At 38.7% G+C, this 16772-nt stretch carries 17 protein-coding genes and 2 pseudogenes; 14 read left to right on the top strand and 5 right to left on the bottom strand.

Annotated features, from left to right (window positions below; translation table 11 throughout):
* Positions 1-72 precede the first annotated feature (72 nt).
* The 3 genes from B2866_RS10570 (at position 73) to B2866_RS10560 (ending at position 2998) form a co-directional block, all read left to right on the top strand.
* Positions 73-750, top strand: a complete 678-nt coding sequence (locus B2866_RS10570) for a LysE family translocator (RefSeq protein ID WP_296193884.1) — start codon at positions 73-75, stop codon at positions 748-750.
* Positions 751-825: 75 nt separating this feature from the next.
* Positions 826-1788, top strand: a complete 963-nt coding sequence (locus B2866_RS10565; protein ID WP_296193882.1) for an EamA family transporter — start codon at positions 826-828, stop codon at positions 1786-1788.
* A gap of 283 nt (positions 1789-2071) precedes the next feature.
* Positions 2072-2998: a DMT family transporter gene (locus B2866_RS10560; RefSeq protein WP_296193878.1), complete on the top strand. Its 927-nt coding sequence runs from the start codon at positions 2072-2074 to the stop codon at positions 2996-2998.
* An 85-nt stretch (positions 2999-3083) separates the two neighbouring features.
* On the opposite strand, the gene B2866_RS10555 is transcribed toward B2866_RS10560, so the two are convergent.
* Positions 3084-3683, bottom strand: a complete 600-nt coding sequence (locus B2866_RS10555) for a DJ-1/PfpI family protein (RefSeq protein WP_296193876.1) — start codon at positions 3681-3683, stop codon at positions 3084-3086.
* A gap of 279 nt (positions 3684-3962) precedes the next feature.
* On the opposite strand from B2866_RS10555, the gene B2866_RS10550 reads away from it, so the two are divergent.
* From B2866_RS10550 to B2866_RS10535, 4 genes and pseudogenes are all read left to right on the top strand, one after another.
* A complete protein-coding gene (locus tag B2866_RS10550; RefSeq protein WP_289048590.1) occupies positions 3963-4241 on the top strand; it encodes a Trp family transcriptional regulator in 279 nt (92 codons plus the stop codon).
* A gap of 54 nt (positions 4242-4295) precedes the next feature.
* Positions 4296-5729 carry an anthranilate synthase component I family protein gene (locus B2866_RS10545; RefSeq protein WP_296193869.1) on the top strand — a complete coding sequence of 478 codons (1434 nt, stop codon included), beginning with the start codon at positions 4296-4298 and terminating at the stop codon, positions 5727-5729.
* Positions 5716-6846 carry a DUF4238 domain-containing protein gene (locus B2866_RS10540; RefSeq protein ID WP_296193866.1) on the top strand — a complete coding sequence of 377 codons (1131 nt, stop codon included), beginning with the start codon at positions 5716-5718 and terminating at the stop codon, positions 6844-6846. Before B2866_RS10545 ends, B2866_RS10540 begins: the two co-directional genes overlap by 14 nt.
* Positions 6824-7470, top strand: a pseudogene (locus B2866_RS10535) (anthranilate synthase component II). Before B2866_RS10540 ends, B2866_RS10535 begins: the two are co-directional and overlap by 23 nt.
* 35 nt (positions 7471-7505) lie before the next feature.
* Here B2866_RS10535 and B2866_RS10530 read toward each other — a convergent pair.
* On the bottom strand, positions 7506-8138 hold the full coding sequence (locus tag B2866_RS10530) for an FMN-binding negative transcriptional regulator (RefSeq protein WP_289048531.1): 633 nt from the start codon (positions 8136-8138) through the stop codon (positions 7506-7508).
* 162 nt (positions 8139-8300) lie between these two features.
* Here B2866_RS10530 and B2866_RS10525 point away from each other — a divergent pair, with 162 nt between their 5' ends.
* The 6 genes from B2866_RS10525 (at position 8301) to B2866_RS10500 (ending at position 13452) form a co-directional block, all read left to right on the top strand.
* The gene (locus B2866_RS10525) at positions 8301-9701 is read left to right on the top strand and encodes a PLP-dependent aminotransferase family protein (protein ID WP_296193858.1); all 1401 of its coding nucleotides are present in this window, start codon (positions 8301-8303) and stop codon (positions 9699-9701) included.
* Positions 9702-9750: 49 nt separating this feature from the next.
* Positions 9751-10503 carry an AraC family transcriptional regulator gene (locus tag B2866_RS10520; protein ID WP_296193857.1) on the top strand — a complete coding sequence of 251 codons (753 nt, stop codon included), beginning with the start codon at positions 9751-9753 and terminating at the stop codon, positions 10501-10503.
* Positions 10504-10692: 189 nt separating this feature from the next.
* Complete coding sequence (locus B2866_RS10515; protein ID WP_296193855.1) at positions 10693-11166, top strand: GNAT family N-acetyltransferase; 474 nt, start codon at positions 10693-10695, stop codon at positions 11164-11166.
* A 113-nt stretch (positions 11167-11279) separates the two neighbouring features.
* Positions 11280-11957, top strand: coding sequence for a leucine efflux protein LeuE (gene leuE / locus B2866_RS10510; RefSeq protein ID WP_296193854.1), 678 nt, complete (start codon positions 11280-11282; stop codon positions 11955-11957).
* 135 nt (positions 11958-12092) lie between these two features.
* Complete coding sequence (locus B2866_RS10505) at positions 12093-12785, top strand: thiopurine S-methyltransferase (RefSeq protein ID WP_296193851.1); 693 nt, start codon at positions 12093-12095, stop codon at positions 12783-12785.
* 169 nt (positions 12786-12954) lie between these two features.
* Positions 12955-13452 (top strand): GNAT family N-acetyltransferase, encoded by a 498-nt coding sequence (locus B2866_RS10500; protein WP_296193849.1) that lies wholly within the window; start codon positions 12955-12957, stop codon positions 13450-13452.
* A gap of 157 nt (positions 13453-13609) precedes the next feature.
* On the opposite strand, the gene B2866_RS10495 is transcribed toward B2866_RS10500, so the two are convergent.
* Positions 13610-14866: an ATP-binding protein gene (locus tag B2866_RS10495; RefSeq protein ID WP_296193845.1), complete on the bottom strand. Its 1257-nt coding sequence runs from the start codon at positions 14864-14866 to the stop codon at positions 13610-13612.
* A gap of 249 nt (positions 14867-15115) precedes the next feature.
* On the opposite strand from B2866_RS10495, the gene B2866_RS10490 reads away from it, so the two are divergent.
* The gene (locus B2866_RS10490; protein ID WP_296193844.1) at positions 15116-15508 is read left to right on the top strand and encodes a GNAT family N-acetyltransferase; all 393 of its coding nucleotides are present in this window, start codon (positions 15116-15118) and stop codon (positions 15506-15508) included.
* On the opposite strand, the pseudogene B2866_RS10485 reads toward B2866_RS10490, so the two are convergent.
* A pseudogene (locus B2866_RS10485) lies at positions 15496-16461 on the bottom strand (IS3 family transposase); the annotation flags it as partial. The gene B2866_RS10490 and the pseudogene B2866_RS10485 sit on opposite strands and share 13 nt — an antisense overlap.
* A gap of 53 nt (positions 16462-16514) precedes the next feature.
* A partial coding sequence (locus B2866_RS10480; RefSeq protein WP_414706795.1) for a tetratricopeptide repeat protein occupies positions 16515-16772 on the bottom strand: 258 nt, incomplete at its 5' end.

Below are 16772 nucleotides of genomic sequence, written 5' to 3'. Positions count from 1 at the left end.
GGTCTGTTATGGTCATATAATTTATAGTGAGTCTTATCAGTAACCTTTAGCACTATTGAGACGACAGACTAAATGATTATAACCGCGGGCTTCGAAGGCAGTATAACGGCACTGGCAATTTTCATGCTAGTCAATTCTATTACGCCAGGACCCAATAATTTAATGCTGTTACACGGCAGTGTTAAGTGTGGTTTTTGGGCTTGTCGCCTACACATGCTTGGTATTACTGTTGGCGTCACGATTATGCTTTGGCTGAGCTATTGGGGCATGGCAGCCTTAATTATCAGCTTCCCCGCTGTCATGCTCATCATAAAGATATTGGGCACACTGTATCTATTATGGCTCACTTATCAGATGGCTAAAACCGACTTCATTACTGTCGTTAATGACGCCCTAAAGCATGAGCAACAACATAAGCAAGCAAATGAAGTCGTTATCGAGGTAAGAAAACGTTTTGGTGAATTGCCTCTAAGCTTTGGACAAGCATTATTGTTTCAATGGCTTAACCCAAAAGCATGGACAATGACGGTAGTTGCACCCAGTCTAGCGATGTTTCATGCCGGCAAGCCTTGGCTAGACAACTATGCATTGCTTGCTATGTGCGCGATCATCAATCTGCTATCCATCAGCTGCTGGGCGGCAGGTGGACATTGGCTGCGCACGCTGGTGCATTTACCACGAGTCATGCGTGTTATTCATGCTTTGATTGTACTTATGACGCTATATTGTGCCCTAACACTTTGGTTATAGATAAAAGCTACTCAAACTCAAAACTCAAGCCTTAACAACAACTATAAACCAATAATCATCATCTAGGACAATCCTATGATCCCAATCCACATCGCCTTAGCCGTATTGGTTGCCTTTATTTGGGGCGTAAACTTTACCTTTATTGCGTGGGGACTCGAAAGTTTTCCACCGTTAATGCTTACCGCCATGCGATTTTTCTTTACCGCTGTGCCACTGGTTTTATTTCTTAAACCTCCCAAGTTTAACCGTACGCTATTTATATATGCCATTGGTACGTTTGTCATGCAGTATGCGTTTGTATTCACTGCCATGCACTTAGGCGCATCGGCTGGGCTGACAGCGCTATTACTACAAGTTCAGATTTTTATCACGGTATTACTGGCGTATGTCTTATTAGGTGAGGCAGTGAGTCGTATGCAGATCATCGGTATGATAGTCGGTGTGCTGGGACTGGGCATTATTGCGCTAAACCTTGGCGGTGATATGCCTTTGATTGGATTTGTTTGTATCTTAATTGCGGCAATCGGCTGGAGCTTTGGCAATATTGCTTCAAAGCAGGCATCAGCGCCCCCTAATAAACAGGCGTCGCTAAAAAATCCTAGCGTATCGACATCGACAGTCTCATCTGCCGGTAATAAAAATAAAGCATCGGCATTATCTGCTCTAGCCTTGGTGGTTTGGGGCGGACTGATTGCCTGCGCAATTTTAACGCTATCTTCTTTTATCTTTGAAACTGAGGCTTGGCAGTTGACAACGTTTACGCAAGCCTCGCTTAAATCTTGGTTATCACTTGGCTTTATTGTCTATATCTCAACCTTGATAGGATTTGGACTTTGGGCGCATTTATTGGCTCAAAATACAGCGTCTAAGGTTGTGCCATTTGCTTTACTCGTGCCGATATTTGGAATGATCACCTCGGTGCTGCTGCTGGGGGAAAGCGTAACGTGGTGGAAGATGCTGGCTATGCTGTTTATCCTATCAGGACTGGTATTAGCGAATGTGAAGATAGGGCTAGGTAGAAAGTCTGCTTTCAAATAGCAGCAAATGAATTAGTAGGATTAGTTGTCATGTTACTAGGGCGTGTCCTCATTTCAAAAATGATAATAAAAATGAGATAAATTACAGTTAAACAAGGAAAATAGCGCAGATAATATCGGGATATTACCTAGCTATTTGATGATTTTTGGCAAAATTTAATCATTTTTAACTCATTTAGATATGATCGCTTGAATTGAGGACATGCCCTAGGACTTATACTTTTAATCTTTAACTTCGCGGATAGAAAAAAGATACTCGATCATAAGGTTGTCCATTGAAAGTTATGAAACCACACAATAACTTAAGTAATTCACTGGGTATTTCATTTGCCCTAGCAGCAGCCGCACTTAACGCCACGATAGGTATATTTAGTGTGCTACTAATAAATACCGGACTCAAAAGTAATGATATTGCATTTTTAAAAACTATTATTGCTTTTGTCTTGCTATCAGCGCTGTTAAGCAAAACGCCAAAGCGCATGCAGTATCAGCATCTTATCACTACTGAATTTGTCGGTTCTAGTAATAAGCGAGTTATGTGGACAGTTGCTATTTGCGCCTTTCTCGGCATTTTTACTTTGTTTGTATTTGAGACTAAGGCTTATGAGTATGGCAACCCTGCTAATGTCGTAGTGGTATTGATGGCAGCGGCAACTATATCAGCAACCCTATTTAGTGCACTACTACTTAAAGAAAAATTATTACTAAGTACTATTCTCGGAATATTATTGGCCGTTACTGGGATATTTGTTATTTCTTGGACTAGCAGTGTCAATTTGAACTTAATCTTCTTTGCATCGCTGGCGGGTAGCGGTTACGGACTGTTTTCAGTATTGATGCAACGTTTTGGTTTACAAGGTGGAATTTATTTAACCAAATACTTATTACTATTTGGCTCTGTGTTCTTATTCATCCCTTTTATTGTGACCTTTGAGCCTATCAACATAGGTTATCCATCCGTTTTAGGCTTGCTAGGCTTAGCTATTTTCCCAACTATACTGGGATTTTATTGCACGACTAGTGCATTAAAGTATTTGCCAGCGGCTAAAGTACAAGTCATTGAGTTATCAGAGCCACTGTTTGCTATGTTTTTCGTGTGGTTAATATTGCATGAGGTGGCAACTATGAGATTTTGGCTGGGAGCAGCTCTAGTCATAGTGGGTATTTTGACCATTACTCACTTGCCAAAAAGTCAGCTCAATAAATTATAATGAATAAATATCTAAATACTATATTTTAACCTCTTCTTATGATCATACGCTGTAACGACTTCGGATACTTCTCAAGTTTAATGTTCTAGTCAATATCAAACTCCATACGTTTTGCCGTTGCTTGCATGATTTGGCTATCTATCAATTTTTCTACACAGTACAGGCTGGCATGAATACCTGCACTTATTCCTGCTGAGGTTACTAATTTTGTGATCTCATCGCTGGCATCGACATAGCGGGTATTAGAGATAACATCAATATTAGGATAGGAAGCTAAATGATCTAAGTCCATCCAATGCGTGGTTGCTGACTTGCCAGCGAGTAAACCGGCTTTTGCTAGCAGCAACGCACCCGTACATACCGAAAGTGTCAACTCTGCCACCTTGGCTTGACTGACAATCCATTCAATAGTCACTTGATTGTTGATCTCGATCTTTTCAGCGCCATGACCACCCGGAATGACTAAAACGTCAATATCAGGATGATCAGCAAAACTATAATCAGGAATAACGGTCAAGCCATTTCTAGCGGCTATTGGGTCTGTCTGCTCAGCGATAGTAATAACGTTAAAATGCTTATCACTGCTATCATTCTCAGCTAAAGAAAACACCTCAAAAGGTCCTGCAAAGTCCAATACTTCGACTTCGTTAAATAGTAAAATACCAACAGTTCGCAGGGTTGTCATAGTGTGTCCTTGAGTTAATATTAAATAGCGTTGCACTTGGTATGTTAATCTAAGAAATGAAATACCGCTTATTCATACCCTTATAATTGAGTTAAATTATAATTTATCTTTTCAACCAACATAGCCATTTTATTCGCTTTTGCTCTATTAAACTGTGCTAGCCCTATCACTTACATGCTCTAACTAAGCTAATAGTAAAAACAACTTGTTATTTATGTACTAGTACATTAGAATTTTTGACTGAAACTCATACTCAAAATAAGTGTTGCTACTGATACTATGAAAAATAACCCCTACGACAGTCTATTAGTCCACTTAGCAAAATGCGATGACAAAGATAGTATCGAATTACTCTTAAACGCCCTTTTGACTGAAAAAGAGCAGCGAGATATTGCCAACCGTATTCGTATCTTAGACTTATTAGAACGCGATGTTCCCCAACGCAATATATCAGAGCAATTAGGCGTCGGTATTGCTACTGTCTCTCGCGGCGCGAAAGCAATACAGCATCATGATATGAACGCCTTACTGATAACGTATCGAAATAGCTCAAAATAGACTGCATAGCGTCTTATTCTTATACTTTTAAATACAAATATTTCTGGATCATTTATGACTTCAACTAGTACTAGCAATGATAAACCAACGCATAAGCCTGCCCCTATAGATATACCTAGTAAACCAATACGTATTAAGCTGACCGAAGACATCGACTTTTTTGAGTTATTCAAACGCATTGAAGTTAAGTTTGCTACTTGCTATTTATTGGAATCTTTAGGGGAAGAAAGTCATATCTCACGTCATCACGCCATTGGCTTTGATCCTGTTATAACTATTAGTGCCACCGATCGGCACACACTTGCAATTACTAATCATGGGTCAGGCACGACTACTACCTATCAAGCAGACAACCCTTATAAGCTATTGCAATCTATCACGCCGCAGCATGTCATTACTCGTGATCAGAGCGGCGGTCTGGTTGGCTATTTAGGCTATGATAGCGTGAACTTTTTTGAACCTAGCCTAAATGCTAAACCAAGCAGCGATTTTGAGCCCTTTAAGTTTGGAGTGTATTTGGATGGTTTAACGCTCGATAAAATGACAGGTGAGATCTTTTATTTTTATTATCCTACCGAGCAGCAGAACAACCGAATTGAGCAGATCAAGGACTTACTCTCAGCCCAAATCCCCACTTATGACCCGCCCACAGTTGAATTTTTGGGCGATGTTATGAGCCGTGAGGAGCACGCCAGAGCTGTTATGCAAGTCAAAGAAAATATTATCTCCGGGCGTATCTTTCAGTGTGAGGTGGGCTTTAAATCCAAATATCGTATCAATGGCGCGAAAATGCCCATTTATGAAAAGCTGCGCACGGTCAATCCCTCCCCGCACATGTACTTTATGAAGTTTGGTCAGCAGTGTATTGTTGGTGCCTCCCCCGAGCTGCTATTCCGCTTGCGTCAAGGTGAGATGGAAACTTATCCCTTAGCCGGCACTGCCAAACGCGGCACAGATGTTATTGAAGATCGTCAATTGGCACGTGCCCTACTCAATGACGCCAAAGAGATCGCTGAGCACAATATGCTAGTCGATCTGCATCGTAATGACATTGGCCGCGTAGCACAATTTGGTACGGTAAAGGTACGTAGCCTGATGGATATCAAACGCTACTCACACGTACAGCATATCTCATCGGAGATTGTCGGTATCTTGCATCCTAATGAAGATATGTTTAGCGCGCTTGCCAGCAACTTCCCTGCGGGCACGCTATCAGGTGCGCCCAAGGTTGAGGCCATAAAAGTTATCAATGAGCTAGAACCTGATGGACGCGGAGCTTATGGCGGCGCACTGGGCTCCTTTAACTTCAATGGCGATTGTATCTTTGCTATTCCCATTCGCAGTTTATTCATCAATGACGAATCTGCGTACGCGCAAACCTGTGGCGGCAATGTCTATGACTCCAATCCTGAAGATGAGTACTTAGAGATTCAGCGTAAACTGTCCGCTATGAAAGTCGTTTTGGAGAGCTTTAATGGTTACAGATAAGAAAAACCAACATTACGTTCCTAAGTTTTATCTGCGTAATTTTTCTTTTGAAGATAATAAGAAGCAAATTGGATTATTTAATCTTGAAAATGAGTTCTATATTAAAAGAGCAAAACTCAAGACCCAAGCTTCAAAAAACTTTTTTTATGGACGAGATGGTGTAATTGAAGATCAGCTTGCTAATATTGAGGGAGATTTATCAAACACGATTAAACATATTGTAGAAGAATCAAGCTTACCTAAACGATATAGCCAAGGACACTCCAAATTATTAAGCTTTGCTGTTTTGACTGATTTGAGGAACCCTACTAGATTAAAACAAAATCAACAAATGGCCAATGAAATCTTGAAGTTCTTTCCTAGTAATGAGAAATCTAATAACATTAAGAATACTGCGCCTTTATTTTCTCCAGAAGCTATGATTGAGATGAGTTTAAAATCTGTACCAAATCTCATTAATGATATAAAAGATCTAAATTATAAATTATTAATCAATGAGACGATGATACCTTTTATAACTTCTGATTATCCTGTAGTACGCTATAACCAATTTTTAGAAGAACGTGAACATCCTCCATCTAACACGGGATACGGCTCTGTAGGATTACAAATATTTATTCCTTTAAATGGGCATATTACATTAGTCTTATATGACGAAAACATATATAAAATTGGAAATAAAAAACAAAATACAGTGGTATTAACTCAAGAGAAAGATGTTGATCAACTAAATATTTTACAGTTTGTTAATTGTTTTAGTACTATATACTTTAATCATCAAGCAGATGAAAATTATATAAATTATCTTTTCAAGAAGTCGAAAAAATACGAAAGAGCAAATGATGTTCTGTTCAGTTCGGGTAGATTAATTAATGGGCAGCATGAAATAAGTAGTTCTTACGCGAATGAAGAAGACAACCTCCTTATATATAACGATAAAGATTGTGAAATAAACTTAAACCTTACTGTAATGAAAGTTCATTCGAAAGGTAAAAAATATAAGATGGTTGATTCAGTCGTTCAAACCAGAAGACATGTAATAAATCAAAAATCAGATAAGACTTATTTAGCTCAACATATTTTGGGAAATAAAAATGAACGTACTCATTATCGATAACTACGACTCGTTTACCTTTAACTTATACCAGTATGTAGGCGAGATTTTACAAACCTTAAATGATGGCATAAGTAACAATGTCACAGTTAAACGCAATGACGAGATCAGTCTAGCAGATATAAAGTCGATGAATATTGATCGCATTATTATCTCACCTGGTCCTGGTGCGCCTGATGATCCCGCCTACTTTGCCATCTGTAGCGAGGTGATTACAGAGCTGGGCAAAACATACCGCTACTTGGCGTGTGCTTAGGGATGTAAGGCATCGCGCATGTATTCGGCGGCGACGTGGTACGCGCAGCTGTGCCCATGCATGGCAAAGTGTCATCCATTCGCCATGATGGCGCAGGTATCTATCAAGGATTACCGCAAGAGCTTGAGATCATGCGCTATCATTCGCTGGTTGTAAGCGCTGATAAATTGCCCGACTGCCTGACAGTGACAGCCGTTATCCATAACGATCCTCATAGCGATTTGAACTTGAGGGACGCGACGTTATCGGGTGATGAAATCATGGGACTACGCCATAAAGAATACCCTATTCAAGGGGTGCAATTTCATCCTGAATCATTTGCGACCGAAGGGGCTAAGCGCTTATTAGCTAACTTTTTGAATCAGGTATAAGTTCACTTAGCTTGATTCAAAAAATGAAAGATTCGTTAGCTCATACTCTCCACTAACATTACCATCTTACCAGCCTCAAACGTTCCTAGCCGTTTAAGTCCTGCGACCACCCCTGCTCTATTCTCAGCCGATTTATTTTGGCTCAACTTAAACTGCGCTTGAATATCAGTGATATCAACACGAATACCAATAATCGCACGGCACATAGTCTGAATACATTTTTCTGGCGCATCATCAAGGGACCAAGGATGTGGTTGGCTAACTTCAAAATCGGCCGTTTGCTTTGATAAGATTTCAATAAGTGTTTCAGGCGCGGTTAATAAGCTGACATTACCCGTAATATGGACACTACGATAATTCCATGTCGGTACTTCTTTATGGGTCACTGCTTTACTAGGATACCAATTAGGGCTAATGTAGTGCCCAGCATCTTGAAAGATAATAAGCCACGGCGCAGCAAGATTAGCACTAATATTTAGCTCATTTACTTTGGCAATATGACCATATAGGCAACCAAACTCACTCCCATCGTCCTGCCAGTACATAGGAATATGACAAGCTTCAAGTCCGTCGCCCATTTGTGCCATGACCGTCGCTAGCGGTTGCTCTTTAATAAATGCTTGTATAGTTTCAAAACTGTCTTCTTTAAAAGCTTTAGGGGTAAACATCATGTCTCCAAATCGTTGTGTTATATATATGGAGTAATAGTACGACTTCACCACCTAAGAATACCGATGCATTTTTTAAAATTACCAACAAAGTGTATAGTTAGATAGCCCTTGACAGCTATGGGCACACTTTCTTAATTCTAATAATAAGCCCACTACTTTATGAACGACACTCTCACTCTTAATCCTAATATCAGTAAAACAGCAGCTGTGATCGAATGGATTCAGCAGCGAATTGATAGTCAAGTCTACAAACCCTACCAGAGAGTGCCTTCTATACGTAAACTAGCTACAATTTTGGGTGTTTCGAGCTTTACCGTGACCCAAGCTTATGAGCAACTAGTCGCTACGAATGTGTTAATGGCTAAGCCGAATTCCGGCTATTACGTATTACCTCAATCGAATCAGAATAGAAGTATAGAGATTTTAGATAAAAAAGCCGTGGTCGATACTAGCTGGCTAGTACAGCAAATGTTGAACGATGTTCCTAATCACCGAGCACCAGGGTCAGGTGAATTGCCTATTGAATGGATTAAGAACGATAGGATGCAATGGGCGGTTAGACAGGTCAATCAAGATATTGATAGCTTTATCTATAACTACGGTGAGATTCAAGGCTACTTACCCTTGCGTGAGCAATTAGTCCAGTATTTAGATTTGCTAGGCATCCATACTAGTATCGATAATATTGTTACTACAACAGGAGTTTCGCAGGCTATTCTGACTGTTATTCAACTACTATTAAACGTAGGCGACACGGTCATAGTAGATAGTCCTGGTTGGTATTGGACATCAAGCACCTTACAACAGCAAGGCTATCAGGTGGTATCAGTTGAACGTGACTATCAAGGCCCGAACATTGAACAAATGAGACAGGTTTTAGAAGAATATCGTCCCAAGTTATACATTACTAACAGCGTACTTCATAATCCAACGTCATATAATTTGCAACCTGCCCGCGCTCATCAAGTCTTAAACTTAATGCATGAATACGATGTTTGTATTTTTGAGGATGATTTGTACGCAGCATTTTTACCTGATGAAACGCCGCTTAGGTACGCTAATATAGACCAATTTGAGCGAGTTTTTTATGCCACTGGATTTTCTAAATCTATGGCATCAGGCTGGCGCGTGGGCATGCTAGTCAGTCCCGATAAATTTATCAATCAAATCCTTAAGCTTAAAACGCTTAGCAATATGACCTCACCTGAGTTTGGCGAGCGCGTGGTTCATCGGCTATGGACGCAAGGTGAATACCGCCGTCAGCTCAAGAAAGTACATCAGAAACTCTATATTGCCCATCAAGATATGCGAGATGCGCTATTTAAAATAGGTATCACTTACCCTGAACATACCAATCCGGGTATTTTTGTGTGGATAGATACTGGCGTGGATTCTGGAAAGCTAGCCTTAGAGGCTTATAAAGAGGGCTGGCTTGTTGCCCCTGGTCAGTTATTTAATCCAAGTGCTCAGCCTTCAACGTATTTAAGATTAAATGTGGCGACGACGAGTCATGAGTTTTTGAAATGGTTGGATGTGTACATAAGCTCACAGCATAAATAATTCTTAATAAACAATATTCATCAATATAAAAATCGTAGTTGAATACATTATGATTAAAGAAAGTAGTTTTAAAAATCTGTTATATATCCGAAGCTATTTGAATACAGCGAGTGAGGGGCATTTCCATGATTTCAATCAACTAATTATTCCATTAACGACCTACCTCGATACAGGTGTACGTGATAATACTGTACGCATTCGTTACGGAGAGGCGCTATTAGTCAGCAAAGGCGTTTTTCATAAGTGTTTATCGGATAATAACTTTAAATTTCTGACTGTGAACTTGCATGAAAATATTGATAGCTTGTGGACATCAGAGGCAAGTATGCATTTTTCGCTAGATGAAAAGACTTTGCTGTTTTTAACATTTATGGAGAAACAGTTACAGTCCGCTTGCGATCAGCAGGCAGAAGCGCAAATGTTTGCTCTGCTAAAAACATTGTTAGGATCGATGACACCTGTAGGTAAGACAGACCCGCGTTTGCTATTAGTAATAGAGGTTATGAAAAATGACTTAGCAGGCACACATACTATTTCATCATTAGCGCAGATAGCGTGTTTGAGTGAAAGCCAGTTTAAGATGACGTTTAAGAAACAGTTTACATGTACGCCTTTAGCATATCTAACAGAGATTAGAATGCAGTCAGCTTTGAGTCTTATGCTAAACACCGATATACCTGTCGCAATAGTTGCTGAGCAATGTGGATACAATAATACCCTCTCTTTAGTGCGTAACTTTAAGAAACGATTTAATCAAACACCAAGTGAGCGCCGCAAACGTCATTTGGCACATTCGAATTGATAGTAAAACATACCTTCAAAAAACATCCTATTTGTATGTAATGCCGTCTTTTTTGATGCTTGAAGTAAGCTTAATTACGCTATGATAATGTATAGCAATTGGGACAAACCATACCAAAACACCTTTGTTATTAATTCAGTTTATCAACCTATTTTTAGGTAAGAAATGGAACCTATTTTGGAAAGCGTAATGAATAAAAAATCTTCAATACCCCAGTCTGACCAGATTGTAATACAACCTCTTAACTCTGCCGATTATGATAATTGGCTTGTATTATGGAATGCATATTTAACGTTTTATAAGACGTCATTACCACTTGAAACTAGTCAGTATACTTGGCAGAAACTGTTAGACAATAGCGTGCCTATTTTTGGCTTTGGTGCCCATAAAAATGGCCTGCTTGTGGGCATTGTTCATACTGTATTTCATCCAAACACGTGGAATAATACGGACGTTTGTTATCTAGAGGATTTATACGTGGCGGAATCTATACGGAATTCTGGAATAGGACAAACTTTAATTAAGCATGTGTATACTTTTGCTAAATCTAAAAATTGCAATCGGGTCTATTGGGTGACACAGGAAGAAAATACAACTGCACGCAAACTTTACGATAAACTCGCAACGCTTACTGACATGGTTCAATATCGACATAACTTATAACAACTCCTACTTATTTAGCATACATAGTAGAGTCGAGTAATTTCGGCTCTTTTTTATTGCTCGTAATTTAGGCTCAAAACTCAGTTTTTTAAAGAAAATTAATGAAGGTTTTTATGTTTGGAATTACTGATTTAGTTACATATGTGATTGGCTCTATTATTGTAATCGTGTTGCCAGGGCCAAATAGCTTGTATAGTTTGTCAGTTTCAGCCTCTTATGGTGTACGCCGAGGCTATTACGCTGTCGCTGGTATTTTTGTGGGTGATAGTATTTTGATATTGCTAACAGTACTAGGAGCAGGTACTTTATTAAAAATATATCCTACATTGTTTATCGCTATGAAAATGATTGGCGGCTTATATTTAGTGTACCTCGGACTAAAACTGTTGATGAAAGCTTATGAGACGTATCAAAATCGAGCTTTAGCATCTTTATCTAAAGAGATGGCTAGAACAACCGTTTTAGCTGTGCCTGATAAATCAACTAATCGAAGCTTCTTAAAAAAAGGTATGTTATTAAGTTTAACCAATCCAAAGGGAATCTTATTTTTCTTGTCTTTTTTTGTGCAATTCGTCGACCCTACCTACTCCAAACCATTAGTCTCATTTTTAGTGCTGGCTATTATTTTGCAAGTATTAAGCCTGTGCTATCAGAGTCTGATGGTACTATCAGGTAAACGTTTAGCAATGCGCTTTCGTCAGTATCCATGGTTAGTGGTCTTGAGTATGGGATTGGTAGGCTTGCTATTTATTGGCTTTGCAGCGAGCTTGTGGTTAGCTCAATTGGGGTGAAATAGAATATTATTAATAAATTGAATCGAGAACTGCTTGATAAACAAACTCAGGTGGTTGAATACTTACCTCCTCTTATGCACAAAACACAATATTTTTATTTGAAATGAACTATATACGACAAAGGTTGATTTTATGACTCCTGAATTTTGGAAAAATGCATGGCAAAAGAGCCAAACTAATTTTACTCAGAAAAAACCGAACCCTATGTTAACGCATAATTTCAAAGCACTTAATACATTTAAAAATGGACGCGTTTTTGTGCCCTTATGCGGTAAGAGCGTGGATATGCTATGGTTTACAAGTCAGGGTTTTGACGTTATTGGTGTTGAGCTGTCAGAGATAGCGGTTACACAGTTTTTTGCCGAAAACGATTTGCAAGCGACAGTATCACTACATCTCAACACTCCTAGTCTCACTTGTTATCAATCTGAACACCAAGGACAAAGTCTCAAAATTTGGGTGGGTGATATCTTTGATTTAAGTCCTATTGATATTGGAATAATAGATGCTGTCTATGATCGTGGTGCATTAGTAGCTCTTCCAGATATGAAGCCTGATAACCTACGTACACGCTATACACAGAAAATTATGGCGCTTACTAATAAAGCAAGCCAACTTCTGTTATCTTTTGCTTATGATGGCGAAAGGCAGCGCAATGATAACCATAGAAACTTACCGCCTTTCTTAGTGACACAATCTCAACTTGAACAATATTATGCTGAATATTATGAGATAAACTTGATAGCAGAAGAGAAAGTAGACTATGTTTCTACCGCAGGTGATTCAGGGTATCGTCTTGTATATACCTTATTATCTAAAAGTTAATTCCTAATCTACATCTGGCTTGTCTAATCAAGAAGTGATCTAGAATGTTCGCTGTTTTAGTAAAGAGTCTAGATGGTAAAATTAATATTAAAAACCTTACTTTAAAACCAATAAAGCTTTTAGACGAAGCAAAAAATAATTCGTTAAAGGCAATATTAAAGAGCATCATATGTTAAACGTTAAGATTAAAATTTTGAACGTGGATGAGTCTAACGATTTCAGAACTATCAGACTTTCAGCTTTGGAAAAATCTCCCGAAATGTTTGGATCCACCTATATAGCAGAAGTAGAGAAACCGTTGGTTTTTTTCAAAAGCTGTTTATCAAGTTCAACTGTATTTGGCGCCTATTATAAAAATAAAATTATAGGTTTAGCAACCTTAACACAAGAGAATGGAATAAAATTTTCTCATAAAGCCTCTTTATCAAGTGTATTTATTGAACCTGAGTTTCAAAAAAAAGGCGTGGCAAGTATCTTACTTAGTGCAATCATAGAATATAGTGAAAAACATGTGGAGCAAATTTTACTTACTGTTGCCGATGATAATAAGCCTGCGATTCATCTTTACAAAAAATTTGGTTTTGAAACTTATGGTATAGAAATACAGGCAATGAAAGATAATGGACGATATATTGATGAAATTTTGATGAAACGGTTTATGTCTTAATAATTTTTACTATACTTAAAAACATATGTTCAGCAAAGTATAAGAAAACTATCTCATAATGAGGATTTGAAAATTTAGCTATAAACGATTTCACTTGTCAAGATAATAGCAGTGTACTTCACAGTGTACCTATCGAGTAGATTAAGCGCTTTTCAACTCAATGCCTAACATCCATTACAAGTCTTGTTTGAGCAAGCTCATCAAGATATTGATCTATGATTTGGGTATTATCCTTATCCAAATGGGCATCCCACTCATCAAGCATGATAATTGTACTTTGGTCGTCCTCTCTAATTTCTTGAATTTGCTTGATGAGTTGTTGTCCTGTTGAACCTCTATGGGCTTTGTCAGTTTTGTAATTGAAATACAAATTGTGCTTGGCTGGTAAATAGTAAGCCTGTTCTTGGTAGTGGTTTTTGAGCTTGAGCAACATACAAGATTTACCAACGCCATTATTACCAACCAACGTTACTCTACCTTGCTTGGGCAGTTGTGTTGAATCAAAAATTTCACCTGTTTGCTTCACACGTATTTGGTTTGCCTGAATGTAGGTATCTAAATCCACAGTGGTAGGTTGTAAAACCTCCAAAATACCATCTAGCATCGTTTTAATAACGCCAATACTGGTATGGTAGCCAATCAATGCATAGCACATTTGCAATAGCTGAATTTGTCTTGGTAGCGTGGTAATTAGTACCGCCATCGTCGCCGCATCCTGCCAATTTTTATTAAAAATAAAAGCAGTGACCACAAAGACCGGCAGCATCAATATGATCATACCTAAGCTTGAATTAATGTGCTGAATCGATGTGGATTTAACGCTATTATTCTTTGCTGTCGTAAAGCTTTTTTGAACGATATTGTTATAGAGCGTGTAATTATGCTTATTGAAAATAACGACGTTATCCCAACTGTCAAAAAGTTTAGCGGTTAAATTCAGCCGTGATTGCTGGTCTGTTTTGGCAGCTGTTTTTAAAGCATGTCGTCTAAAATGCACAAACGCAGAAGCAAAGATAATACCTACTGCATAACCAAGCAGTAATGTACCATCTAAAAACCAAGCAATGACCAACACGTTAAATAAGACATTGAGTACCAACGCTGAAATATCAAAAATACTATCAATGACTGTTTCAAGGGTGTAGTTGCTTTCTTGGGCGAGTGTTGTCGTTGCCATACTCTGCAAATCATCGCTAGATAACAAATAGGTCTTGCCTAAAAATACAGCATGAAAGTTATCGTTGTACAGCTTATGAGCGTCGTACTTAGCACGTTCTGTATTGGTGACACAAAAATACGCAGGCACATAAACTGCTACTAAAGAGACGGCAAATAGCACCATATACAAAATTGAAATAGTGTCCTCGGTCAAACTTTGTGCAAGGCGAGCAATAAAGTATGTAGATGAAGCCACAATAATTTGCTGGATTAGCAGAAATAGTAGGGCAACCTGCAAATGCTTATTTAGTATGAGCTTATAAATCAAGTTTATTCACACCCTTTAAGATCAAAACACAATAACTCAGCAGGTAACGACTTCTTACTGGTGTCAACTCTGCTGACATATAATACTCTTACTACCCCTTAGAGCTTTATCGAGGGTAAGCTATAGCTAATGCAAACTTACAAATCTAACTAAAAGAACTAACTAATGGAGTGCAGTATGTTTTTTATACGTAAGGCCAATCAAAATGACGTCTCAGATATTGCTCATATACATTTTACAAGTTGGCAAGCTACTTATGTATACCTTTTGCCTAAAACTTATACAGATAAAGAGAATAACTTATCTCAAAAGGTAGCGATGTGGGAGAAAATAATCTCTAGCTCTAGTGTCAACACATGGATAGCCTACGATGCTGAAAATAATAGTGTAGGATTTATTTCTTACTTTACGAAGGATAGGGAGTGTGAGATAACGACTCTGTATATTCTACCTCAATATCAAGGTTTGGGGCTTGGCACTAAGCTAATGAATTCAGCAATAGATGATATTTTGACCTATGCTGTCAAATCTGTAGACATTAACTTGGGAGATTTTAGTTACGCAGCCTGACGATAAAAGTCAAACCACATCTGTCTTGGCGTTTTATAGCCCAAACCCTTTTGAATCCTAGTCTGATTGTAATCTAGTTCGATATATTTAGTGATATCACTGATAGCTTCGAATCTTGTTTTATAGTCTTCGTGATACACCAACTCATTCTTTAATATGCCCCAAAAGCTTTCTATTGGAGCATTATCAAAGCAATTACCACGTCTGGACATTGAGCCCTTAAATCTATGTTTCTTAATGATCTTATGATACTCGTAACTACAGTACTGACTTCCTCTGTCAGAGTGAACAATCAGCGCTTGGCTGGGTCGTTTGTTCTTGATGGCCATGTTCAATGCTTTGCATACTAGATCTGCGGTCATTCGCTTATTGTTAGCATAGCCGACCAGCTCTTTGGTGTATAAATCTTTGACTCCCACTAAATACAACTAGCCCTCAAGCGTCCAAATATATGTGATGTCACTGACCCACGCTTGGTTCGGGCGACTGGCATCAAAACTTCTAATCCAGTACGTTTGGATAGACCAGCTTGTTGTGATTGGAGTCGGTGATGACTTTAAAGCGTTTGTGGTGATGGCATTTGATGCCATGTTCTTCTTTAATACTTCTGACCATATACTGGCTAATATAATGCCTTTGTTCACTCAAATGAGCATGCAGACGCTCAACACCATAGCGCTCTTTAGTTTCACTGTGAGCGGCTCTAACCAATAGCTCAGAATGGTTACGATGTATCTGTTGGTAGCTGATATCGCGACTCAGCCAGTCGTAATAGCTTGATGCCTTAACACTTAACACGCGGCACATAGTGGTGATGGTAAAGAAGTGCTGGTTATCTTTGATGAAGGCGTACCTGACTAACTGTTTCTCGCGAAGTACGCCGTCGCCTTTTTTAGTATCTCTCGTTCCTCTTCGGCAACTTTGAGCTGTCTTTTAAGACGCTTATTTTCTTGATCATGGTAAACTCCTCATTGAGTCGTTAGTTTACCAAGTTTACTTATACGGTTTATTCAGCATAGCTCAAGTCTGATATATTTGAGTTTTTACAGCCCAATTGATATCCATTTTCACAAGCTTTGATAAAATACTTTTTCGCTATAACTATATTTCGACGTGCGCCTATGCGATGAGGTGCTCCTATGCTATTGAGGTGCATCATACCAAGGTTATATTGAGATCTAGCATCTCCTTGATTGGCGGCTTTTAGATACCACTTAGCGGCTTGATAATCATCCTTACGTGCACCTTCGCCATAGCTATAGAT

The sequence above is a fragment of the Psychrobacter sp. UBA3483 genome (assembly GCF_002377905.1).
GTDB lineage: Bacteria > Pseudomonadota > Gammaproteobacteria > Pseudomonadales > Moraxellaceae > Psychrobacter.
Note: the sequence above shows the minus strand (reverse complement) of the source record. Positions and strands in the feature narration are given on the sequence as shown.